General features: G+C 70.7%; 20 protein-coding genes. 11 read left to right on the forward strand and 9 right to left on the reverse strand.

What is annotated here, in order from left to right:
• Nucleotides 1-3: 3 nt before the first annotated feature.
• Both ASF41_RS20935 and ASF41_RS20940 read left to right on the forward strand, forming a co-directional pair.
• Nucleotides 4-249, forward strand: coding sequence for a hypothetical protein (locus tag ASF41_RS20935; protein ID WP_056211991.1), 246 nt, complete (start codon nucleotides 4-6; stop codon nucleotides 247-249).
• A 164-nt stretch (nucleotides 250-413) separates the two neighbouring features.
• Nucleotides 414-1,040, forward strand: a complete 627-nt coding sequence (locus ASF41_RS20940; protein WP_056496673.1) for a LysE family translocator — start codon at nucleotides 414-416, stop codon at nucleotides 1,038-1,040.
• Nucleotides 1,041-1,074: 34 nt separating this feature from the next.
• Here the strand turns inward: ASF41_RS20940 and ASF41_RS20945 are convergent, their stop codons facing one another.
• Together ASF41_RS20945 and ASF41_RS20950 are read right to left on the reverse strand one after the other, a co-directional pair.
• The gene (locus ASF41_RS20945) at nucleotides 1,075-2,580 is read right to left on the reverse strand and encodes a murein L,D-transpeptidase family protein (RefSeq protein WP_082504721.1); all 1,506 of its coding nucleotides are present in this window, start codon (nucleotides 2,578-2,580) and stop codon (nucleotides 1,075-1,077) included.
• Nucleotides 2,581-2,910: 330 nt separating this feature from the next.
• Nucleotides 2,911-3,873 (reverse strand): acetyl-CoA carboxylase carboxyltransferase subunit alpha, encoded by a 963-nt coding sequence (locus ASF41_RS20950; protein ID WP_056496676.1) that lies wholly within the window; start codon nucleotides 3,871-3,873, stop codon nucleotides 2,911-2,913.
• A 454-nt stretch (nucleotides 3,874-4,327) separates the two neighbouring features.
• Here ASF41_RS20950 and ASF41_RS20955 point away from each other — a divergent pair, with 454 nt between their 5' ends.
• The 3 genes from ASF41_RS20955 to ASF41_RS20965 all read left to right on the forward strand — a co-directional run bounded on the left by ASF41_RS20955 (nucleotide 4,328) and on the right by ASF41_RS20965 (nucleotide 7,117).
• Nucleotides 4,328-5,446, forward strand: a complete 1,119-nt coding sequence (locus tag ASF41_RS20955; protein WP_056350898.1) for a patatin-like phospholipase family protein — start codon at nucleotides 4,328-4,330, stop codon at nucleotides 5,444-5,446.
• Between the two features lie 29 nt (nucleotides 5,447-5,475).
• Complete coding sequence (locus tag ASF41_RS20960) at nucleotides 5,476-6,219, forward strand: acetoacetate decarboxylase (RefSeq protein WP_056496679.1); 744 nt, start codon at nucleotides 5,476-5,478, stop codon at nucleotides 6,217-6,219.
• Nucleotides 6,220-6,331: 112 nt separating this feature from the next.
• Nucleotides 6,332-7,117 carry a 3-hydroxybutyrate dehydrogenase gene (locus tag ASF41_RS20965; protein WP_056496681.1) on the forward strand — a complete coding sequence of 262 codons (786 nt, stop codon included), beginning with the start codon at nucleotides 6,332-6,334 and terminating at the stop codon, nucleotides 7,115-7,117.
• A 67-nt stretch (nucleotides 7,118-7,184) separates the two neighbouring features.
• On the opposite strand, the gene ASF41_RS20970 is transcribed toward ASF41_RS20965, so the two are convergent.
• The 3 genes from ASF41_RS20970 to meaB all read right to left on the reverse strand — a co-directional run bounded on the left by ASF41_RS20970 (nucleotide 7,185) and on the right by meaB (nucleotide 9,310).
• Nucleotides 7,185-7,529 carry a CsbD family protein gene (locus tag ASF41_RS20970; RefSeq protein WP_056277469.1) on the reverse strand — a complete coding sequence of 115 codons (345 nt, stop codon included), beginning with the start codon at nucleotides 7,527-7,529 and terminating at the stop codon, nucleotides 7,185-7,187.
• 150 nt (nucleotides 7,530-7,679) lie between these two features.
• Nucleotides 7,680-8,306, reverse strand: coding sequence for a peptidase C15 (locus ASF41_RS20975; RefSeq protein ID WP_056496684.1), 627 nt, complete (start codon nucleotides 8,304-8,306; stop codon nucleotides 7,680-7,682).
• A 5-nt stretch (nucleotides 8,307-8,311) separates the two neighbouring features.
• Nucleotides 8,312-9,310, reverse strand: a complete 999-nt coding sequence (gene meaB, locus ASF41_RS20980) for a methylmalonyl Co-A mutase-associated GTPase MeaB (RefSeq protein WP_056212008.1) — start codon at nucleotides 9,308-9,310, stop codon at nucleotides 8,312-8,314.
• A gap of 276 nt (nucleotides 9,311-9,586) precedes the next feature.
• Between meaB and ASF41_RS20985 the strand changes: the two genes are divergently transcribed.
• The 3 genes from ASF41_RS20985 (at nucleotide 9,587) to ASF41_RS20995 (ending at nucleotide 12,415) form a co-directional block, all read left to right on the forward strand.
• On the forward strand, nucleotides 9,587-10,633 hold the full coding sequence (locus ASF41_RS20985; RefSeq protein ID WP_056212010.1) for an alpha/beta hydrolase: 1,047 nt from the start codon (nucleotides 9,587-9,589) through the stop codon (nucleotides 10,631-10,633).
• A gap of 110 nt (nucleotides 10,634-10,743) precedes the next feature.
• Nucleotides 10,744-11,100, forward strand: coding sequence for a hypothetical protein (locus tag ASF41_RS20990; protein ID WP_056212012.1), 357 nt, complete (start codon nucleotides 10,744-10,746; stop codon nucleotides 11,098-11,100).
• Between the two features lie 610 nt (nucleotides 11,101-11,710).
• Nucleotides 11,711-12,415, forward strand: a complete 705-nt coding sequence (locus tag ASF41_RS20995; protein WP_056496687.1) for a carbonic anhydrase — start codon at nucleotides 11,711-11,713, stop codon at nucleotides 12,413-12,415.
• 369 nt (nucleotides 12,416-12,784) lie between these two features.
• Here ASF41_RS20995 and ASF41_RS21000 read toward each other — a convergent pair whose 3' ends face one another.
• Nucleotides 12,785-14,554, reverse strand: a complete 1,770-nt coding sequence (locus ASF41_RS21000; protein WP_082504722.1) for a murein L,D-transpeptidase — start codon at nucleotides 14,552-14,554, stop codon at nucleotides 12,785-12,787.
• A 127-nt stretch (nucleotides 14,555-14,681) separates the two neighbouring features.
• On the opposite strand from ASF41_RS21000, the gene ASF41_RS21005 reads away from it, so the two are divergent.
• The 3 genes from ASF41_RS21005 (at nucleotide 14,682) to ASF41_RS21015 (ending at nucleotide 18,095) form a co-directional block, all read left to right on the forward strand.
• Nucleotides 14,682-15,527, forward strand: a complete 846-nt coding sequence (locus tag ASF41_RS21005) for an SDR family NAD(P)-dependent oxidoreductase (protein WP_056496691.1) — start codon at nucleotides 14,682-14,684, stop codon at nucleotides 15,525-15,527.
• Between the two features lie 177 nt (nucleotides 15,528-15,704).
• The gene (gene zwf, locus ASF41_RS21010) at nucleotides 15,705-17,183 is read left to right on the forward strand and encodes a glucose-6-phosphate dehydrogenase (protein WP_056277483.1); all 1,479 of its coding nucleotides are present in this window, start codon (nucleotides 15,705-15,707) and stop codon (nucleotides 17,181-17,183) included.
• A 213-nt stretch (nucleotides 17,184-17,396) separates the two neighbouring features.
• The gene (locus tag ASF41_RS21015) at nucleotides 17,397-18,095 is read left to right on the forward strand and encodes a GntR family transcriptional regulator (RefSeq protein WP_056212020.1); all 699 of its coding nucleotides are present in this window, start codon (nucleotides 17,397-17,399) and stop codon (nucleotides 18,093-18,095) included.
• Between the two features lie 78 nt (nucleotides 18,096-18,173).
• On the opposite strand, the gene ASF41_RS21020 is transcribed toward ASF41_RS21015, so the two are convergent.
• The 3 genes from ASF41_RS21020 to ASF41_RS21030 form a co-directional block, all read right to left on the reverse strand.
• Nucleotides 18,174-18,608 carry a DUF4440 domain-containing protein gene (locus ASF41_RS21020; RefSeq protein ID WP_056496694.1) on the reverse strand — a complete coding sequence of 145 codons (435 nt, stop codon included), beginning with the start codon at nucleotides 18,606-18,608 and terminating at the stop codon, nucleotides 18,174-18,176.
• A 124-nt stretch (nucleotides 18,609-18,732) separates the two neighbouring features.
• Nucleotides 18,733-20,409 (reverse strand): methyl-accepting chemotaxis protein, encoded by a 1,677-nt coding sequence (locus ASF41_RS21025; RefSeq protein ID WP_056496697.1) that lies wholly within the window; start codon nucleotides 20,407-20,409, stop codon nucleotides 18,733-18,735.
• Nucleotides 20,410-20,554: 145 nt separating this feature from the next.
• Complete coding sequence (locus ASF41_RS21030; RefSeq protein ID WP_056212028.1) at nucleotides 20,555-21,211, reverse strand: GntR family transcriptional regulator; 657 nt, start codon at nucleotides 21,209-21,211, stop codon at nucleotides 20,555-20,557.
• Between the last annotated feature and the right edge of the window lie 163 nt (nucleotides 21,212-21,374).

Consider the following 21,374-nt stretch of genomic DNA (forward strand, 5'->3'; position numbering starts at 1 on the left):
CACGTGAGGAAACTGACCCTTGCCTTCGCCGTGCTCGCCTCGCTCGGCGGTGCCAGCCTCGCCACCTCCGCCTCGGCCGCACCGGGTGCCCCGCTGGGCGTGACCGCCCCCGAGACCGTGTCCACCGTGCAGATGCGCATGGAGCGCCGGATGGAGCGTCGCATGATGCACCGTCGCATGGAGCGCCGCATGATGCGCCGTCACATGGAGCGCCGGATGATGCACCGTCGCATGATGCGCCGGATGTGATCGGTCGACCGATCTGACTGATCTGGAGAAGGGTCCCTCGCGGGGCCCTTTTTCGTTGCGCGCCGGGCTGCCCCGCCTCTCGGCCGGGCGCGGCCCCGGACGCGGTCTGCTAAGAGGCTGCCGGAGCGCACCAGGGCGTGCGCGTTCGATCCGGGAGCCCGGCCGTGACCTTCCAGACCTGGTGGCTGTTCTTCGGCGCCGTCTTCCTCCTGTCCGGCAAGCCGGGGCCGAACATGCTGCATATCCTGGCGCGCAGCGTCCGCGTCGGCCTGCGTCGCAGCCTCGCCGCCATGGCCGGGTGCCTGAGCGCCGTGGTCCTTGTGCTGGTGGCCTCCGCGGCGGGACTGAGCGCCGTCCTCCTGGCGTCGCCGGTCCTGTTCGATGGCCTGCGCTATGCCGGCGTCGCCTATCTCGTGGGGCTCGGCATCCGGGCCTGGCGCGGGCGGGACGGGGCGCTGGACGTCCCCGGGCACACGGGGAGCCCTGCGCCGGTCGGGCTGAGGCGTCTCTACCGCGACGGGCTGCTGATCGGCCTGAGCAACCCCAAGCTCCTCCTGTTCGCCAGCGCCTTCCTGCCGCAATTCGTCGAGCCGGCACGGCCGCAGGCCCCGCAATTCGCGATCCTGATCGTCACCTTCGCGGGGGCGGAGCTGTTCTGGTACGGGGTCTACGCCCTCGGCGGCCGCCGGCTCGCCGCATCCCTGACCCGCCCGGCGCTCCGGCGGGCCTTCGACCGGATCACCGGCGGGATCTTCCTCGGCTTCGGCGCCATGCTCCTTGGCACGCGCTGAGGCGGAGCGGCCCGGCCCGCCTCGGTTCCTCACCTCAATCCTTGGGCGTGGGAGAGCTCTTGGGCGTGGTGGAGCCGGTGGTCTTCGGCGAGGCGGTCGCGGCGGCCGATGCGGTCTTGTGGACCGGCTTCGCCGCCTTCTCCTCGTCCGGCTTGCCGCCCTTGGCCGGGGCGGGCGCGGCGTGTGCCGCCTTCGCGGGGGCGTGCTTGGGCGCAGGTTTGGCGGCGATGGGCTCCGGCACCGCCGCGGCCACGGCCGGGACGGTGGCGGCGTCGGTGGCCGGTGTCGCGGGCGCGCCGTTGCTGAACACGTTGCCGAAGAGCTTCTTGTAGGCGGCCGGATCGCCCTCGGCGTCGGCCACCATCACGCGGGCGGGCTTGGCCGGCTCGGCCACCACGGGCTCGGGCTTGGCCGCCGGGGCGGTGCCCTTCCGGGCGAGGTTCGCGGCGGCCGCCTTGGTGGGGATCGGGGCGGCCGCGGCCATCATCACCGGATGGCCCTTGGCGTCGACCTCGATCTCGCGCTCGCCGGCGGCCAGGCTCTCGGGACGGCTGACGTCGCCGAGCTTGTGCTGGGCATAGTCCTTCGGGTCGTAGGGCAGTTCGGGCTCGGGGGGCGCCTTGCCAAGGCTCGCGAAGGTCAGGGTATTGGCGGGCGTCTGCTGACCGCGGAACACTGGGTTCTGGCTGCCGTCGTCGTAGACGAGGCGGGTGGCGGGCGTGCCCTTGGCGATCAGGTCGGCGATCTCGCGGTTGTCGCGCTCGCGCTTCTCCGCCACCTGGGGCTCGACCCGCGGCGTGCAGGAGCCGGCCGCCGCGTCGGCGCCGCCAAAGACGTACTTCGTTCCGCACAGGCCGACCCGCGGCTCGTCGCGCAGGGCCTCGAAGTAGTCCGAGCCTTCCTTGAGGTTCTTCCAGAACGGCGCGTTGGGGTCGTTGCGGAACTTGGCGATGTTGGCCGCCGTCATCCGGAACGGGTACGATTGGAACTGAAACGCGCGCTGGCCGCCCGCGAAGGAATCCCGCGCCAGGGCGTAGATCTCGCCCATCGACTCGTCGGTCATGGCAAAGCAGCCCGACGACGAGCAGGTGCCGTGCACCATGATGTAGTTGCCGGTGCGCCCGTTCGCCCGGTCGTAGGCGTTCGGATAGCCGGTGTCGAACGAGAGGTAGTAGGACGAGTTCGGGTTCATCTGGCCCGGCGTCACGGTGTAGAAGCCCTCGGGCGCCTGGCGGTCGCCCTGCTTGGTCTTCGGGCCGAGCTGGCCCGACCAGCGGCAGATCGGGAAGGTCTTGAGGAGGGCGTACTGGCCGTTGGTGCCGCGCTTCCACACCTCCATCTCCGCTTCCCGCTTGTAGGCGCGGATCAGGATGGGATCGCTCTGCGACATGCCCTTCTGGGCCATCAGCGCAAGGGTCTTCGGCGGCACCGGGGCCAGGGCCCGCAGCGGAACGCCACCGCCCATCGAACCGTCCTGGCAGGCGCCGAGCGACAGGGCGAGCAGAGCGAAACCGGCGGCCACGAGCGGGCGCATAGCCATGGGGAACCTATCCTCAGTCACGCAGCCCCGGGCTCGCGCCCGTGGCATGCCACTCCCCAACCCCTTAGCGTCGTTAAACTTACCCGGTTGTTACCGCAAGGAGACCGCCTTCGTGGCCCGGGCGGGATGTGGATTGCGGACATCATCGGCCCGTCGACCCGATCTCGCCGCATTTGATGCCGCGCGGAGCGTGCCGACGGAAAGAGGATTGATTTCACAGGTTTTTCGCCGCCGATCCGCCAGGCGTCGGTGTGGCGAAACCTTGGCGGGCGCAACGGACGCATCGGGAGGTTTGGTTCCCGCGCGCATCCGCGGCGCAGTGTCGCACTCTCAGAGCTTGCGACCGATCTCCAGGAACTTCGCCGCGCGCCGGTCCCGGATCTCGTCCGGGCCGAGGCCCTGGAACTCCACCAGGGCGGCCTCGATGGCGGCCCCCGTCGCCGCGATCGCGGCTTCGCGCCCGCGATGGGCCCCGCCGGTCGCTTCGGGCACGATGCCGTCGATGATGCCGAGGCGCAGCAGGTCCTGCGCGGTGATCTTCATGGCGGTGGCGGCGTCCGCCGCGCGCCCCTGGTCGCGCCACAGGATCGAGGCCGCGCCTTCCGGCGAGATCACGCCGTAGATGGCGTGCTCCAGCATGAGCACCCGGCTGGCGGTGGCGAGCGCGATGGCGCCCCCCGAGCCGCCCTCGCCGATGACCACCGCGACATTCGGCACACCGAGGGCGAGGCAGGCCTCCGTCGAGCGGGCGATGGCCTCGGCCTGTCCACGCTCCTCCGCCTCGATGCCCGGAAAGGCGCCTGCGGTGTCGACGAAGGCCAGCACGGGCAGGCCGAAGCGGTCGGCGAGCTCCATCAGGCGTACGGCCTTGCGGTAACCCTCGGGCTTGGCCATGCCGAAATTGTGCCGCAGGCGGGTCTCGGTGGTGGAGCCCTTCTCCTGGCCCAGCACGCAGACCGGACGGCCGCGGAAGCGTCCGAAGCCGCCGACGATGGCCTGGTCCTCGCCGAAGGCGCGATCCCCGGCGAGTGGGCTGAAATCCGAGATCAGGCCGGCGCAGTAATCGATGAAGTGGGGGCGCTGCGGGTGGCGGGCGACCTGGGTCTTCTGCCAGGGCGTCAGGCCGGCATAGATGTCCGAGAGGGCGGCGGCGGCCTTGGCCTCCAGGCGCCCGACCTCTTCGCTGATCGAGACCGCGCCATCGCGGGCGGCCATGGTCTTCAGCTCCTCCAGCTTGGATTCGAGCTCGGCCACCGGCTTCTCGAAGTCGAGATAGGAGCGCGTCACCGACATGGGTCAGGGATCCTTGTTCGTCGCCATCGCGCGCGGGGCGGCCGGGTCAGGGACGATTGCGGCGGAGGGCGTGCGGGAAAAGCCGCGACTGGGCGGGGGGTGTTGGCGAAGGAACTGCGCCTGTCAACCGTCCACGGGACCGGGGCGAGGCTCGACCGCGTGTCCCGCCGGCGCGTTTCGGCCGGGAGTCCGTCGGTCGAGCCGAGAGGCTCGGATGCGAATCGTGCCGGGTCGTCACCGCCGGCCGCCACACCCGGGCGCCCGAGCGCGCAGGCCGAGGGCCTGACAACCGGGCCGCTTCGTCCCACCCGAGGGATGGTGGTCGCCCAGGCCTTGCGTCATGGTGGTACTGCACGCTTACGGCAACCATGGATTGGGTTTAGGCGGGCCGTGGGCGGGACGCCTCCCGGGATCCCCCGAGGCGGGGTGTGGTCCGGATAGGAGAGGGCCGGTCGTGACGGCATGTCCCAGCGGCGAAACGAAGGTTCTCGTGCTCCAGGGCGGCGGGGCGCTCGGCGCCTACCAGGCCGGCATCTACGAAGCGCTGGCCGCCCAGGACCACGCCGTGGATTGGGTCGCGGGCATCTCCATCGGAGCCATCAACGCGGCGCTGATCGCCGGGAACCCGCCGGAGCGTCGCGTGGAGCGGATGAGAGCCTTCTGGGAGCTGGTCTCCTCGGGGGTGACCGGGGTTCCCTGGTTTCCCGGGGAGCGGGCGCGGGCGGCCTTCAACGAGGCCAGTGCCGGCTGGGTCGCCGCCTTCGGGGTGCCCGGCTTCTTCAACCCCCGCTTTCCTCCCGCCAGCTTCTATCCGGCCGGCGCGCCGGAGGCGCTGAGCTACTACGAGACGACCCCGCTCCGGGCGTCCCTTGAGCGCTTCGTGGATTTCGACCTGATCAACGGGGGGGCGACCCGCCTCAGCGTCGGTGCCGTCAACGTACGCACCGGAAACTTCGCCTACTTCGACACCCGGTGCGACCGCATCACGCCCGAGCACATCATGGCCTCCGGTGCCCTGCCCCCGGGCTTCCCGCCGGTCACCATCGCGGGCGAGCCCTACTGGGACGGCGGCATCGTCTCGAACACGCCGCTGCAATACGTCCTCGACGAGGAGCGCCGGCGCGACCTCGTGGTGTTCCAGGTGGACCTGTTCTCCGCGCGCGGAGCGATGCCCCGGACCCTGATCGACGCGGCCGAGCGCGAGAAGGATATCCGCTTCTCCAGCCGGACCCGGCTCAACACCGACATGAGCCTGGAGATCCGCAAGGCCAAGGCCGCCACGCGCAGCCTCCTGGGCAAGCTGCCGCCCGAATGGCGCGACGACCCCGATGCCGCGTTTCTGCGACGGATCAGTCACGACAACGTCGTGACGATCCTGCAGCTGATCTATCGTCGCAAGGCCTACGAGGGGAATTCGAAGGATTACGAGTTCTCGCGCGCGACCATGCTGGAGCACTGGGCCGCGGGGCTCGGCGACCTGCGCCGGTCCCTGCGCGCGCCGGCCTGGCGCGACCGCCGGCCCGACGCGAGCGGAATCTGCGTGCTCGACCTGACCCGCGACGCGCAGGACTGAACGCCCTTCACCCCCAGGGAGACGAGCCCGTGACCCGCGACGAGATCCTCGAGACGCCCTCGATGCCCGCCTTCAGCCCGAGCTATCCGCGCGGGCCGTTTCGCTTCCTCCGGCGCGAATACCTGATCGTGACCTACGAGACCGATGCGGACGCCCTGCGCCGGGCGCTGCCCGAGCCCCTGGAGCCGCATCCGGACAATCGCGTCTATTACGAGTGGATGAAGATGCCGGATTCCTCCGGGTTCGGCGATTACGAGGAGAGCGGCTCGGGCGCTCTCGCCACCTTCGACGGCGAGCCCTGCAACTTCTCGATCCAGATGTACCTCGACGACGAGCCGCCGATCACGGCCGGGCGTGAGATCTGGGGCTTCCCGAAGAAGTGGGGCGTGCCCCGCCTCAGGCTCACCAAGGACACCCTCACGGGGACGCTGCACTACGACGACGAGCGGGTCGCGATGGGCACCATGACCTACAAGCACCGGAGCCTGGAGCACGATCTCGCCGCGGTGAAGCAGGGCCTGGGCAAACTCAACGTCAACCTCAAGCTGCTCCCGGATGTCGACGGCGGCCCGAAGGTCGCGCAGCTCGTCGGCTACCGCCTGGAGGACATCACCGTCCACGGCGCCTCGGAGGGGGAGGCTCGCCTTCACCTGATTCCGCACGTGAACTGCCGGGTAGCCGACCTGCCCGTGCGCCGCATCGTCGGCGGCCGGCACATGGTCGTGGACTTCACATTGCCCTACGGGCAGGTGCTGCACGATTATCTCGCCTGATCGACCCGATGTCGCGCGTCGTGCCGGACCCCGCGCTCAGGCTTTGTTCGACCGCGCGCCTGTCGGACGCGCTAGGATCCCCCGCGTCGAAGAGTGCCCCTAGGAGACTTCCATGATCCTGAAATCCAAGACCGCCGTCGTCACGGGCTCCACCAGCGGCATCGGCCTGGCCTGCGCGCGCGCCTTCGCCAAGGAGGGCGCCAACATCGTCCTCAACGGCTTCGGCAAGCCCGAGGACATCGAGGCGGCGCGGTCCGGGATCGAATCCGAGTTCGGCGTGAAGGCCGCCCATTCGCCGGCCGACCTGACCAAGCCCAGCGAGATCGCGGGGCTGATCCGACTGGCGGAGGAGACCTACGGCTCCGTGGACGTGCTCGTGAACAATGCCGGCGTCCAGCACGTCTCGCCGATCGAGGACTTCCCGCCGGAGAAGTGGGAGCAGATCATCAGCCTGAACCTGTCCTCGGCCTTCTACACCATGCGCGCCGCGATCCCCGGCATGAAGCAGCGCGGCTGGGGCCGGATCATCAACACGGCCTCGGCGCACTCCATGGTCGCCTCGCCCTTCAAGTCCGCCTACGTGGCGGCCAAGCACGGCCTCGTCGGCCTGTCCAAGGCCGCGGCCCTCGAACTCGCCACGCACGGCATCACGGTGAACTGCATCTCGCCGGGCTATGTCTGGACGCCGCTCGTCGAGAGCCAGATCCCCGACACCATGAAGGCGCGGGGGATGACCGAGGACGAGGTCATCAACGAGGTGCTGCTCAAGGCGCAGCCCACGAAGGAATTCGTCACCATCGACCAGGTGGCGGCCCTGGCCGTGTTCCTGGCCTCGGATGCGGCGAGCCAGATCACCGGCGCCAACATGGCCATGGATGGCGGCTGGACGGCGCAGTAGCGCGGTCCCGTATGGCCGCCCCGCTCCGCCGCGATGGCGGACGGAGCGGGGCGGCTAGGGTGCGGGCTCAGCGGCGCCCGTGCAGCAGCAGGGCGAGGCCGTAGCCAACGGCGCCCGCGATCACGAGGGCGATGAACGGGTTCTCCTCCACGCGGTGACCCACCACCCGGCTGCCGTCGCGCAGGTAGGTACCGCCGCGCTCGTAGGCGTCGCCAGCGTAATCCGAGACGTTGTCCGCGACGTCGCGCAGGGTGTCCTTGGCCTGTCCGTAGATGTCCTGCGCGCGGCCCTCGGCCTCGCGGTAGCGACCCTCGGCCGAGGTGCGCGAGGAACCGGCGAGGTCTCCCGCGGCGCCCTGAACCTTACCGCCGAACTCCTTGGCGGCGCCGACGATGCGATCCGTATCGACCATGGTCTCTCTCCTGAACGTGGATGATGCGGACCGCCCGTCCGGGTCGGGGCGTCCGTATCCGACGTTCACAGAACGCCCGACGGCGCGAAGGAGACCCATGCCGGGGGTGAAAATCTTCCCGCGCCGGCAAAGGGCCCTGTCGCACGCCCCTCAGCCGCGCGCCCGGCCGCGGATCACCAGACGGCGCGCGACCTCCGCGCAGGCCCGGGCGAGACGCTCCCCGGGGGCCTCGCGCCGCGGCCGCACGGGTGCCTTTGCGGGCCGCTGCGTCCGGGGCGGGAGCGGGATGTGCACGAACAGCGCCGGGGGTGATTCGCGTAAGGCGCGAAAATAGCTGGCGTTGCAGAGGTAGCGCCCCGCATCCCGCGAGGGGACCGCCGCGATCCCGTGCCCGCGCAGCGTCGCGAGCGCGGAGGCCGCCGTGGGCGAGCGGCGCGCGGGCGGACCATCCCGCTCCAGGGTCAGGCGCGACGCGGTCCGGCCGGAGGCATCGGGAAAGAGCCGGCTCGTGCGGTTGCGGCCCTGCATCTCCACCCGGACCCGCTTGGCGCGGGTCGCGACGCCGAGCATGAGGATCGCGGCCGGCGCTTCGGCCAGGGCCGGCGCCAGCCTGTCGGGGATCGCCGCATAGGTGGTGCACAGGATCAGCACGCGCACTGGAATGCCGCCCAGCTTCGGGCGCGCGAGGGCACCGATGCGCCGAGCCAGGGCCGCGCTCGGATTGCGCGGCACGCCGGGAAACGGACCGAAGCCGGCGACCAGCAGCGGTCCCGTCATGCGGATCAGAGGCCGATCAGGGTGGCGATGGCCTCCGCCCCGGCGGCGGGCGAGGCGTCCCCGCGCCCCACCGAAGCCTCGGCCTCCGCCGTCCGGCGGCGCACCTCGGCCGAGCCGACGAGGCGCTGATGCAGGCGCTCGTGCACGAGGGCCCACATCCACTTCACGTCCTGGGCCCGGCGCTTCGCGGCGATCTCGCCCGTGGCGGTGAGCTTGTTGCGATGGTCGACGATCCGCTCCCACAGGCCGTCGAGGCCCTTGTTGTTCAGGCCCGAGATCGTGACCACCGGGGGCGTCCAGGTGGAACTCGGCGCCGAGAGGATGTGCAGGGCGGCGCGATACTCCGAGGCGGCCGCGCTGGCCCGGCGCTCGCCCTCGCCGTCGTCGGCCTTGTTCACCGCGATCATGTCGGCGAGTTCGAGAATGCCCTTCTTGATGCCCTGGAGCTCGTCGCCGGCTCCCGGCAACATCAGGACGAGGAAGAAGTCGGTCAGGTCCGCCACCGCCGTCTCGGATTGGCCGACGCCGACGGTCTCCACCAGGATGACGTCGAAGCCCGCCGCCTCGCAGAGCAGCATGGTCTCGCGGGTCTTGGCCGCGACGCCCCCCAGGGTGCCGGAGGAGGGGGAGGGCCGGATGAAGGCGTTGGGGTCGAGGGCGAGGCGCGCCATCCGGGTCTTGTCGCCGAGGATCGAGCCGCCGGTGCGCGTCGAGGAGGGGTCGACGGCCAGCACCGCCACCTTGTGGCCGGCCGCCGTCAGGTTGGCGCCGAGCGCGTCGATGGTGGTCGACTTGCCGACGCCGGGCACGCCGGTGATGCCGACGCGGATCGCCGTGCCGGTCTGCGGCAGCACCGCGTCGATGAGGCCGCGCGCCGCCGCCCGATGATCGGGCCGCTTCGATTCGGCCAGCGTGATCGCCCGCGCCAGGGCGGCGCGGTCTCCGGCGAGCAGCCGCTCGCGCAGGGCATCGATGTCGAGGGCGGGTGCGGGGGAGGCGGCCATGGTTGTCTTCTTTGCCGGTCCGGCCCGGTTTCGTCGAGGGGGGCGGCCCGGCGCGCGGGCGCTTCCCCCGCAAACCGGCGTGAACCTGGGGCGTGCCGCCCTGTGGGTCCGGGGCCACAGCCCTGCCTCTGCCCGCAATCCACATCGCCACGGCCACGCCTCCGCCCCGCCATGGTCACGATCCTGATCGACAGGATACTGACGCGCTGCGCCCGTCCCGGGGCCACCACGTTCAGGGCCGCCTTGCACGACATGATCCGACCCGAGCTCCGACCCATGATCCGATCCCAGCCTCCCACCCGTCGCGCGCTGCTGCGCTTCGCCGCCCTCTCGGGGGTGGCCGGCCTGACGCCCGGGCTGGCCGGCTGCGTCGCCGACGGCCTCGTCACCGATGCGGTCGGGGGCGGCGCGCCGGAGCGCCAGTCGGCCCTCGACGTCAGCCCGGTGCTGCTGGTGGCCACCACGCGCAAGCCCGTCGGCTCGCCACCGAAGAGCCCCTACTTCACCTCCGAGCGCGGCCGGGGCCTCAGCTTCGCCGAGGTGCGGCTGTCGGCGCCCGACCGCTCGCTGATCGGCAAGGTCTCCTCCGTGGTGACGGGCGACTGGGCGGTGACGGCGGTACCGCAGGTCGAGACCGGCGCGGGGGCGGCCGCCGCCTTCGCCCAGGCGGCGCTGGGGCGCGACGTGCTGATCTACGTCCACGGCTACCGCGAGAGCTTCCAGTCGGCGGCCCTGAGTGCGGCCAAGCTTTCCGACGGCATCCGCTTCCGCGGCGCCTCGGCCCTGTTCACCTGGCCCTCGGCGGCCGCCACCTTCGATTACGGCTACGACCGCGAGAGCGCCCTGTGGTCGCGCGACGGCTTCGAGGACCTGCTGAAGGCGCTGGCGAACTCCCCCTCGGGCGGGCGCATCAACATCGTCGCGCATTCCATGGGGACGCTGCTGACCCTGGAGACCCTGCGCATGCTGCGGGCCGAGGCCGGCGAGGCCGCCATGGCCCGCATCGGCGCGGTGGTGCTGGCCGCCCCCGACATCGACATCGACCTCTTCACCAGCGCGGTGGAGCGGATGGGGCCGGACGTGCACAAGATCACGGTGATCTCGTCGACGAACGACCGCGCCCTCGAGCTCTCCGGGGCCATCGCGGGGGGCATCGTGCGCGCCGGCGCGGCGGATCGCGAGCGCCTGGAAGCCCTCGGGGTCCGCGTGGCCGACGCCTCCGACTACGGCGGCGGCCTCATCAACCACGACCTGTTCCTGTCCAATCCCGACGTGCAGGGCGTGGTCAAGCGCGCCATCGCCCGGGCGAGCGGCGGGGCCTGAGGCCCGGCCACCCGCCGCAAACCAACCCCCGCCCGTCCGGGCCTTGGCCTCCGCCCCGTTCGCCCCTACACGGACGGCGGCCCCGAGGCTGCAGACAACAAGGATTCGCGATGTTCACACTCGAGATCGATGGCGTGGCCATCGCGGTCATCAACGGCTCCGAGGAGGTCGCCAACGACCTCTTCACCTGCGATGGCTTCAAGGACGACATCCAGACCATGAAGAGCGACGGCAAGGTGCTGTGGAACGGCACCTCTCCGCTCAAGGTCCGGGCGGCCACCGAGGAGGAGATCGAGATCTTCGAGGACGCCCTCGCCGAGGACGATTCCGAGGAGGACGAGCCCTACGAGCCGGATGCCCGCCATGCCGAGGCCTCGAACGACGACGAGGCGGACGACGAGGACGAGGAGGATGCCGACATCGTGTTCCTGGTCGACATCGACGAGGACGGCGGCCTCGATTCCTGATCGCCGACCCGTCCGGTCGCTCCGTCGCGGGCGACCGGACGGGGGCGCCGTTCAGGCGCCCCGCTGCCGGACCGGGAACGGATCGGGCCTTCCGCGATAGGGGGCGGCCTCGAAGGCGCCCCGGCCCCGTGTCGATCGGGCGGACGTCGAAGGGCGGTCCGGATGGCCGCCTCGCACCAGATCCGCGTCGATGTTCACCGCGCTCAGGCCGTTGACGATCACGGCGACGCGCGGCTGCTCGCGGTCGTTCAGGACGTGGTCCAGCTCGGCTGAGGGCGAGAACCCGGTGCCGAAGGTCGTGGCCGGCGTCGTCGTCCGCGACGGGACCGAGGTCGCAGCGAACCCAGATCACCGCGCCGCCTGACCACCTCCGTCACCGGAAATCCCCATAGCTCGCGGAGAACGGGCCTCGACCCGAGCCCATCAACCCGCGCGAACATGATCGTCCAGCCTGCCTGCCCTGCGGTCTATCGGAGCGGTCGGTCAGCGCTGACCCGTGAGCCCTGTCACGTCCCGAACTTCCTGCGGAGTTCGGACTTGGCGACGGAAAACCGGCGTGATACAACCCTGAGATGATTAGGCATAAGTATTTCGACTAGGAATTGCGACCGTGTGTGATCAGCATGCATCTCATGTCTCACGCCGCACCTTGCTGACCGCCGTCGCTGCCGGCGCGCTCGCCATGCCGGCGGCACCCGGAGCGGCCGCGGAGGTCTCGGGGTCGAACGTCATGACGCCCGACGCGGCTCTCGCGCGCCTGCTGGAAGGCAACGGGCGCTACGCAGCGAATACGCCGTCGTACAGGGACTTTTCCGCCGGCCGAGCGGCGAGGGTCGCCGCACAGCATCCGATCGCCTGCGTGGTCGGCTGCGCCGATGCCCGAGTCGCACCGGATTTCGTCTTCGATCAGGGACCCGGGGACCTGTTTGTCGTCCGGGTCGCGGGCAATTTCGTCAACACCGACAGCCTCGCCAGCCTCGAATACGGCGTGGCGGTGCTGGGCGCGCCGCTGATCCTCGTGCTGGGCCATTCCGATTGCGGTGCCGTCAAGGCGACGATCGAGGTCATGAAGACGAACGTCGTGCTTCCGGGCCATCTGCCGATGCTGATCGACGCGATCCGGCCGGCGGTCGACTTGGCCGAGAAAGCGCGGGCACCTGATCCCCTTGCCGAGGCGATCGCCCAGAATGTCCGGCACAACGTCCGGCGTCTCGAGCAGGCCGGGCCGATCCTCTCGGACCGCGTCGCCCGCGGGCAGGTGAAGGTCGTCGGCGGCTTCTATGACATCGGCAACGGCAAGGTCACGCTTCTCTGAGGCGCCTCGTCCGACGCACCTTGCCACGCGCGGTACGCCCTCGATCAAGGCCGCTGGCACGTCGAGACAGAACCCACGAGACCGCCATGGCCAGGTGCCAGGCAGGAGACTCACCACCTCGCTCTGCGACGCTGCTCCGCGCGTTCCGCCGGACCCTGGGTGATCTGTCTCCTCGCACGGCCCCCGTCGGAACGCGCTCGCAAGATGATACCAATCAATTGATGGCGATCCCGGGTCTTGTCAGCCGCGCGTCGACTCCCGAGAGCGTCCGAGCGGACGGGCCACGACAGGTGGCCGGGGCGGACCGGAGGAAGGCGCCCCCCATCGCGCCGGGCGAGCCCTTGCGATAGGGGAACGGCCGGCTTGGGCTCAATCCGTGGGGGGAAGCGCCGCGCGGCTGGGGATCGATCCCGGGGGGACTAAATCGCCTGCCGTCTTCTCGGCGCCGGTACTCGTCGGCCTGGGCGCAGCTGCCTTGCCGGGGCTCTGAGCCGGGGCCGCGCCGGGCACGGCTCCCTTATCCGCGATCACCTTCGGCACGGGCTTGGGTGGGACCGGCGCAGCCTGAACCGGCTTGGCAAGGGACGGCTTGGCAAGGGACGGCTTGGCAAGGGACGGCTTGGCAAGGGACGGCTTGTCGCCGGGAGTCCGGGCGGATGCGGACCCGGTGCTGGACGCCTTCGGCGTCGCGGGCACGGCCGCCGACTTGGGAGCGGTCGGCGGCGCGATCGTACCCGTCGCCGCCACGTCCGGCATCGGCACCGCCGGGCTGTCGATCCCGTAGATGTCGTCCCGGAAATGGGCGCGGCCGTCCGGGGTGGCGTAACCGGTGAGATACACGAAGGTCACGGGGATCTGCTTCGGCAGCTTGATGTCGAGGCGCTCGTTGGTGGCGATGCTGGTCTCGATCTCGATCGGGCCCCAGGTCGAGCCGGGACCGTTGGGGCCGGGCGTGCCCTCGAGCAGCCAGCCGGCGAGCTCCTTCACCTGCGCGACGCGCACGCAGCCATGGGAATGGAACCGCACCTCGCGGGCGAACAACGATTTCGACGGCGTGTCGTGCATGTAGACCGCCTGCTTGTTCGGCATGTCGATGCGCACCTGGCCCAGGGAATTGTCCAGGCCGGAATCCTGCCGCAGGGTGTAGTTGGCCGCCTTCTCGCTCGACCAGTCGATCGCGGTGGGGTCGACCTCGACGCCACCGGGACCGAGGATGCGGATGCGCTCCCGGGCGAGGTAGCCGGGATCCTTGCGCATCTTCGGAATGATCTCCTTCTTGATGATGGAGACCGGCAGGGTCCAGGTCGGATTGAGGTTCACGTCGGTGATGCGGGCCTCGATCCGCGGCGTCGCCTTGTCGGGCTTGCCGACCACCGCCACGTAGCGGCGCACCACGACCCCGTGGTCCACGGCCTCCACCGTGGCGGAGGGGATGTTCACGACCACGTAGCGGTCGCCATAGGCGAAGTTCGAGCCGATCTGGCGCGCGGCGGAGGCGGCGAGCTGGCGCTGGCGGGTGGCCGCCGGCACGTTGAGCGCCGCCACCGTCTGGCGGCCGATCAGCCCGGTCTCGGGCAGGCCGTGGCGGGCCTGGAACGCCTTCACGGCCGCCACCAGGGTGGCGTCGAGCTGGTCGTTCATCGGGGCATCGGCAGCCAGGTCGCCCACGAGCGCGAGATGCTTGCGCAGGGCCGGGATGGCCGGATGGCCGGCGCCGGGCTTGACCACGAGGTCGGCGGGCAGCGCGGTCCAGCCGCCGGCATCCACCATGGCCTGATAGCGGTCGGCCATCCGCAGGGTGTCGAGGAACGTCGCGGGACTGAGGGTCGGCACCGGGTCGGCGGAGACCCGGGCCACCACCAGCGGCGGCAGCTCGCGCGACTTCCGGGCCTGGGCGGCAGCCGGGGCGGCGGTGGCCTCGGCTGCGCCCGGTGCGATCGCCTGGACGGCGGGCGTCGCCGGAGCGGTGGTGGTGGTGAGGCTCTCGATCTTCGGAGCCTTCGCGGGCGCGGGGGCTTCCGGCGCGCCGGAGACTTGAGCCGTGGCGGCGCCGCCCAGCACCCAGAGGAGGGCCAGGGGCGACAGGCCCGCGCGGAGGCGGTGCGGGCGGAGAGCGACGGTCCTGTGGCGCGAAAGCATCGCGAACCTTTCGAGTGGCAAGTCTCCCCGACCATGCGCACAGACGGTTACCAATCTCCTGCCGTGCCGTGACGGGGGCCGGCGCGCGCCCTAACTCCCGCCCCGGAACGGCAGAGGAGCAGCGGCCATGACCAACCATCCGGCAATTCAGGCGGGGCGGACCGCCGTCGTCACCGGGGCGGCGAGCGGCATCGGGCTGGCGGCCGCCCGGCGCTTCGCCGCGGCGGGCATGCGGGTCTGGCTCGCCGACCTGCCGGGCGCGGCGCTGGACTCGGCCCGCGCCGAGGTCGCGCGCGGCGGGACGGCGGCGTCCGTCCACGCGATGGCCACGGACGTGGCCCGGCCCGAGGCCGTCGCGGCCCTGGGCGCGGCGGCCTGTGCGGAGGGGCCGCCGGCCGTGGTCATGCTGAATGCCGGGATCGAGGCCGGGGGACGGCTGTTCTCGGACCCCGAGACGTGGGCGCGCATCCTCGACATCAATCTGTGGGGCGTCATCAACGGCATCCAGGCCTTCGCACCGGCGATGATGGCCGGGACCGAGCCTGGCGCCATCGTGGTCACGGGCTCGAAGCAGGGCATCACCACGCCGCCCGGCAACACGCCCTACAATGTCTCGAAGGCGGGGGTGAAGGTCGTCACCGAGGCCCTGGCCCACGACCTGCGCGAACGCGAGGGCGTCCGCGTCAGCGCGCACCTGCTCATCCCGGGATTCGTCTATACCGGGCTGACGCGGGCCCGCGGGGTCAGCGAGAAGCCCGCCGGCGCCTGGACGCCGGACGAAACTGTGGATGCCCTGATGGCCGGACTGGCCCGGGGCGACTTCTACATCCTGTGTCCGGACAACGAGACCACCCGGGCACAGGACGAGAAGCGGATCGCCTGGGCGGCCGGGGACATCATCGAGAACCGGCCGGCGCTGTCCCGCTGGCATCCGAACCATGGAGCGGCGTTCACGCGTTTCGCCGGATCGTGACCGGGCGCGGGGAGGGGTGCCCTCCCGCACGCCCCTCGGGTGGCGGGTGCCTTGCATAGCGTCGCGGGGAAGCCGACACACCGGGGGCGATTCGTCGCGACCCGCAAACCGACCTGCAAACCGACTCGCCTGCCGACCCGCGAACCGCCTGACTTGCAAACCGAACGGGAGCCGCACTTGGCCACCATTATCCCCGTCGCCTCCTTCGATTGTGTCGTCTTTGGCGCCACCGGCGACCTGACCACGCGCAAGCTGCTGCCGGCCCTGTTCTACCGCTTCATGGACGGACAGATTCCGGAGACGAGCCGGATCATCGGCGCCTCGCGTTCGGAGATGACCACCGAGGCCTTCCGCGAGCGCGCCCGCGACGCCATCAAGCGCTTCGTTCCGGCCGGCGACATCGGCGAGGACAAGCTCGCCGCCTTCCTGGACCACCTCGATTACGTCGCGGTCGATGGAGCCGGCGACGAGGGCTGGGAGGATCTGGCCGCCAAGCTCGCCGAGCGCCCGGACCAGGTGCGGCCCTACTACCTCGCCACCTCACCCGACCTCTACGGCTCGATCTGCCAGAATCTCGCCAAGCACGGCCTGATCGGCGAGAAGTCCCGCGTCGTGCTGGAGAAGCCCATCGGCAAGGACCTGAAGTCGGCCCGCGCCATCAACGATGCGGTCGGCACGGTGTTTCCCGAGGAGCAGATCTTCCGCATCGACCACTATCTCGGCAAGGAGACGGTGCAGAACCTGCTGGCCCTGCGCTTTGCCAACACCATCTTCGAGCGGCTCTGGACGGCCGACGTCATCGACCACGTCCAGATCACGGTGGGCGAGACCGTCGGAGTCGAGGGCCGCGCGGGGTACTACGACACCTCGGGCGCGCTGCGCGACATGGTCCAGAACCATATGCTGCAGCTCCTCTGCCTGATGGCGATGGAGAGTCCGCTCTCCCTCGACGCCAATTCGGTGCGCGACGAGAAGCTGAAGGTCCTGCGGGCCCTGAAGCCCATCACGCCGCACGACGTGCAGAGCGTGACGGTGCGCGGCCAGTACTCGGCCGGCGCCGTCGGCAGCCAGCCGGTGGACGGCTACCGCACCGATCTCGGCGGAGACGTCGACAGCCGGACCGAGACCTTCGTCGCCCTGAAACTCGAGGTTCAGTCCTGGCGCTGGGCCGGCGTGCCGTTCTACCTGCGCACCGGCAAGCGCCTGCCTCGGAAGCTGTCCGAGATCGTGGTGCAGTTCCGCGCCTCGCCGTTCTCGATCTTCCCGGCGGAATCCTTCGGACGCGAGCCCAACCGCCTCGTCATCCGGCTCCAGCCGGAAGAGGGGATCAAGCTCGAAGTCATGACCAAGGATCCGGGTCCGGGCGGGATGCGGCTGCGGCCGACCAACCTCGACATCTCCTTCGAGGAGACCTTCAAGCAGCGCTACCCCGATGCCTACGAGCGCCTGCTCATGGACGTGGTGCGCGGCAACGCCACGCTGTTCATGCGCCGCGACGAGGTCGAGGTCGCCTGGGCCTGGGCCGATTCCCTCCTGAAGGCCTGGGCCGACCGGCCCGAGCCGCCGCGCCCCTATCCCGCCGGAAGCTGGGGTCCCACCGCCGCCATCGCGTTGATCGAGCGCGACGGCCGGACCTGGCACGAGGAGCTTCGCTGAGAGACACTCCCGCCGGATCAGGGCGGGGTGGTGTCGGGTGAGGCCGCAGGCGGCTCGAAGACCCGCGGATCCGTCATCCCGGTGGGGTCGCCTGGCTTTCGCCGGAGGCCTGTGCGCGGAACCGGGCTATAGTTCCGCACTCCCTCGACAGGTCTCAGTCGACGCATTACCAGAGGGAGTATTTTTCATTCCTCTTCCAGACGTCGTGGACCCATGAACAAGATCGAACCGGGCCTCGGCATCAACCGGCGCTATCTGCACGATGAGGTCGTCGACCGAATGCGCGACCTCATCCGCTCGGGTGAGCTGGAGCCGCGGGCGCGGATCAACGAAAGCGAACTGACCGAACGCTTCGGCATCTCCCGCACGCCCCTGCGCGAGGCGATCAAGATCCTCGCCACCGAGGGGCTTCTCGAGTTGCTGCCCAATCGCGGCGCCCGCGTCGCCAGCCTGTCGCAGTCCGAGATCGAGGAGATGATCGAGGTCATTGCCGGCCTGGAGGCCACCGCCGCCGATCTCGCCTGCCGCATCATCACCGACGCGGAGATCGACGGCATCTCCCGCGACCACGAGGCCATGGTGGCGGCCTGGCGGGCTGGCGAGGAGGGGGTCTACTTCGCCCTCAACCGGGAGATCCACGAGGCCATCATGCGGGCCAGCCGCAACGCCACCCTCGGGGGCATCTACGACAGCCTCTCGGGCCGCATCCAGCGCTCGCGCTACGCCGTGCATCAGACGCCGGAGCAGTGGGCGCAGTCGGTGGCCGAGCACGAGCGGATGATCACGCTGCTGCGCGCCCGCGACGGCGAAGCGCTCGCCCTGCTCATGCGCGCCCACATCCGGGCCCGGACCCCGGTGATCGCCGAGAATTTCGGCGCCGCCAGCCGCGAGGCAGCCGGGTCGGCGGCCTGAGCCGCCATCCCTCCTCGCGCCGGTCCGACCCGGCGGGCCATCCGCCGGGGGGGGGCGCGGGCGGCGCCGCTCCGAGCGCTAGTTCCAGGTGTGCAGCACGGTGCGCCAGCCGTCGGGGCGGCGCTCCATCACGTTGATCCAGTTGCCCTCGAACTTCTTTCGGGCTCCGCCCTCGCCGGGGCCGTTCATCTCCCAGCGCCCGGACAGCACCAGGACGTCGCCTGTCTCCCGCGCGGACTGGACGGTGATCCGGTGATCGTCGAAGCCCTTTGCCTTCAGCCCCGAGAAGAACGTCTTGATCTCGCTCGGTCCCGAGATCGCCGCGCCCTTCGGGATCACCAGCGCGTCCGGGGCGTAGAGCGTAACCAGGGCGTCCATGTCGCCGCTGTTGTAGGTCTTGTCCCAGGTTTCGGCGGCGCTGCGCCCGGCCGTGGCGGCGGTGTCGGCGCGGGCCGCCACGGGCAGGACGAGGCACGCGGCCAGAGCCGCACCGAGAAGATGTCGGGTCATCATCGTTCCCTCCCTCGCAAGACCGTTTCCGTACGCCCCGCAAGGGTTATTGGACGATCGAAACCGAGGAAAGTAAAGAGTCCGCGCGAGGATCTGGCGTGATTGCCCGCGGGGACATTCTATTTGATTAAGCCGCGCGAACCGTGCCGAGGAAGCGTGCCAGTTCCTGGGCGAGGTGCTCCGCTTCGTGCGAGAGCTCGGAGGCCGAGGCCAGGACCTGGGACGCGGCGGCGCCGGTCGCCTCGGCCGCTCCGGCGACCCCGGCGATGTTGGTCGTGACCTCGCCGGTGCCGGTGGCGGCCTCGCTGACGTTGCGCACGATCTCCTGGGTGGCCGCGCCCTGCTCCTCCACCGCCGCCGCGATCGAGGTCGCCACGTGGCTGATCTCGCGGATCCGCCCGCTGATGCCCTCGATCGCGGTCACGGCCTGGCCGGTGGACCCCTGGATGCGGCCGATCTGGCCGCTGATCTCCTCGGTGGCCCGCGCCGTCTGGTTGGCGAGTTCCTTCACCTCGGCCGCCACCACGGCGAAGCCGCGACCGGCCTCGCCGGCCCGCGCCGCCTCGATGGTGGCGTTGAGGGCCAGCAGGTTGGTCTGGCCCGCGATGGTCGAGATCATGGCGACGACGTCGCCGATCCGCGCGGCGGCGGCGCTGAGTTCCTGGACCTGCGACGCGGTCCGGGCGGCCTCGTCCACCGCCCGCTGGGCGAGTTCCGTGGAGCCGTCGACCTGGCGCCCGATTTCCTGGACCGAGGCCCCGAGTTCCTCGGCGGCGGCCGCCACCATGCCGACATTGGAGGCCGCCTGATCCGCCGCCGCCGCGACCGTGCCGGATTGCTGGGCGGTCTCGGAGGCGGTGGTCGCCATGCTCTGGGCCGTGCCGCGCAACTGGCCCGCCGCCGCGGTCACCCGGTCGAGGATGCCGCCGACGGCGCCCTCGAACCCGTCGGCCATCTCGCGCATCGCGGCCTTGCGCTGCGCCTCGGCGCCGGCGCGGGCGAGGCGGGTCTCCTCCTCGAGGACGCGGCTGCGCAGGAGGTTGGCCCGGAAGGTCTCGAGGGTGTCGGCCATGGCGCCGATCTCGTCCTGGCGGCCGACGCTGGGGATCTCGGTCTCGGCCTCGCCGTCCGCCACGCGCCGCATGGCCGCCGTCATCGCGCCCAGCGGCCGTGTGATACCGCGGATCGTGTGGGCCATGGCGGCCAGTGCCATGAGGACGGAGAGCCCGAGCGTGACCTGGGTGGTCCGCACGGCGCTCGCCTGTTCCGCCCGCGCCGCCGCCTTGGCGGCCTCGCCGGCCTCGCCGTTGAGCGTCACGAGCTTGCGCATGCTGGCGCTGGTGGCGAGGTAGTTGGCGTTCATCGGCCCCCGGAACAGGGTCAGGACCTCGTCGCGCCGGGCGGGGTCGATGGCCCGGAGCTGGGTCCAGTCCTGGCCCATCTGGGCGAGCTTGGCGCTGACCTCGTCGTAGAGGGCGCCCTCGGCGCGGGAACTCACCAGGGTCCCGTAGGCCGCGCGCCGGGTCTCCAGGTCCGTGGCCAGGGTCGCGGCCTGCGCGACGCTGTTGGTGCGCTCCTCGGCGGTGTCGGCGATGACGTAGCGGAACTGCCAGAGCCGGATCCGCATCACCAGGGCGTTCATGGCATGGGCGGCATCGACGGAGGGGAGGGCGTTGTCGGACAGGACCGTGATGCGGTCGCCGATGGCAGCCATCTTCGTCAACGAGACGAGGCCCTGCCCGGTGGTGATGAGCGCCAGTAGACCGAAAAGGCCGATCAGCGTCGACTTGAGAGAGAGGCGCATGGGGAAAGCCGGTGACCGCTTGGCGAGAAAGAGCGTTCCTCGATTAGCGGGCCTCCCTTAAGATTGACTTGCCCTTCACCCGGCGACATCCACCAGTTGTGTCGTCGCCCCGGGCGGCGATGCGAGCGAAGCCCTCCGCGAAGGGTCAGGCCGCGGCGTTGATCGAGCGCAGACCCGCCACAAGATCCGAGAAGCGGTCGCCCTGGACGATGACGTGCGCCCGCAGCCGGTCGGAAGCCGCGGTCTCGTCGCCCGACACGATGGCGGCCACGATGGCGTCGTGCTCGGCCAGGGACTGGCCGAGGCGGTTACGGGCGCGAAGCTGGAGTCGGCGGAAGGGCGCCAGCCGCCGGTGCAGCTGGCGCGCCTGCTCCTCCAGGAACCCGTTCCGGCAGGCCCGGTACACCACCGTGTGGAAGATGTAGTTCTCCGCGTAATAGGTCTCGGGGTCGCCGGCCGCGGCCGAGGCGGCGCAGGCCGCCAGGGCCGCCTTGAGGGCGGCCTCGTCGTCGGGGATGAGCCGGCGCGCCGCGAGCCGCCCGCAGGAGGCCTCGATCTCCGCCATGGTCTCGAACATCGCGATCAGGAGCTGTGGGTCGGGGGCGCTGACGATGGCCCCGCGCCGGGGCTTGATCTCCACGAGGCCCGTCATCGCCAGTTGCAGCAGCGCCTCGCGGATCGGCGTGCGCGAGACCCCGAATCGCTCCGCGAGTTCCGTCTCGTCCAGGCGCGCGCCGATGGCGAGGCGACCGTCCACGATCTCGGTCTCGATGGTCTGCCTGAGGCGGCGCGATTGGTTCATGCGCTGAGATCCCGGCCCGTCCTAATCCCGCCGACTCGCAAAAATCAGGCGTCCACCATTATTCAATCGCGTTGACAAAATATACAAGGCGTCGTTTCATGTATAACGAAGACGCGGTGCAGTATAAATGCTGCGCTGCAAAAACGAGCGGCCGGGGTCCGGC

This window comes from Methylobacterium sp. Leaf111, assembly GCF_001423285.1.
Lineage (GTDB): Bacteria > Pseudomonadota > Alphaproteobacteria > Rhizobiales > Beijerinckiaceae > Methylobacterium.

What these genes read in the sequence shown, in the direction of transcription:
- ASF41_RS20945 (WP_082504721.1), bottom strand. Translation starts at nt 2,580, where the DNA reads ATGGCTATGCGCCCGCTCGTGGCCGCCGGTTTCGCTCTGCTCGCCCTG.
- ASF41_RS20950 (WP_056496676.1), bottom strand. Translation starts at nt 3,873, where the DNA reads ATGTCGGTGACGCGCTCCTATCTCGACTTCGAGAAGCCGGTGGCCGAG.
- ASF41_RS20965 (WP_056496681.1), top strand. Translation starts at nt 6,332, where the DNA reads ATGATCCTGAAATCCAAGACCGCCGTCGTCACGGGCTCCACCAGCGGC.
- ASF41_RS20970 (WP_056277469.1), bottom strand. Translation starts at nt 7,529, where the DNA reads ATGGTCGATACGGATCGCATCGTCGGCGCCGCCAAGGAGTTCGGCGGT.
- ASF41_RS20975 (WP_056496684.1), bottom strand. Translation starts at nt 8,306, where the DNA reads ATGACGGGACCGCTGCTGGTCGCCGGCTTCGGTCCGTTTCCCGGCGTG.
- meaB (WP_056212008.1), bottom strand. Translation starts at nt 9,310, where the DNA reads ATGGCCGCCTCCCCCGCACCCGCCCTCGACATCGATGCCCTGCGCGAG.
- ASF41_RS20985 (WP_056212010.1), top strand. Translation starts at nt 9,587, where the DNA reads ATGATCCGATCCCAGCCTCCCACCCGTCGCGCGCTGCTGCGCTTCGCC.
- ASF41_RS20990 (WP_056212012.1), top strand. Translation starts at nt 10,744, where the DNA reads ATGTTCACACTCGAGATCGATGGCGTGGCCATCGCGGTCATCAACGGC.
- ASF41_RS21000 (WP_082504722.1), bottom strand. Translation starts at nt 14,554, where the DNA reads ATGCTTTCGCGCCACAGGACCGTCGCTCTCCGCCCGCACCGCCTCCGC.
- ASF41_RS21005 (WP_056496691.1), top strand. Translation starts at nt 14,682, where the DNA reads ATGACCAACCATCCGGCAATTCAGGCGGGGCGGACCGCCGTCGTCACC.
- ASF41_RS21015 (WP_056212020.1), top strand. Translation starts at nt 17,397, where the DNA reads ATGAACAAGATCGAACCGGGCCTCGGCATCAACCGGCGCTATCTGCAC.
- ASF41_RS21020 (WP_056496694.1), bottom strand. Translation starts at nt 18,608, where the DNA reads ATGATGACCCGACATCTTCTCGGTGCGGCTCTGGCCGCGTGCCTCGTC.
- ASF41_RS21025 (WP_056496697.1), bottom strand. Translation starts at nt 20,409, where the DNA reads ATGCGCCTCTCTCTCAAGTCGACGCTGATCGGCCTTTTCGGTCTACTG.
- ASF41_RS21030 (WP_056212028.1), bottom strand. Translation starts at nt 21,211, where the DNA reads ATGAACCAATCGCGCCGCCTCAGGCAGACCATCGAGACCGAGATCGTG.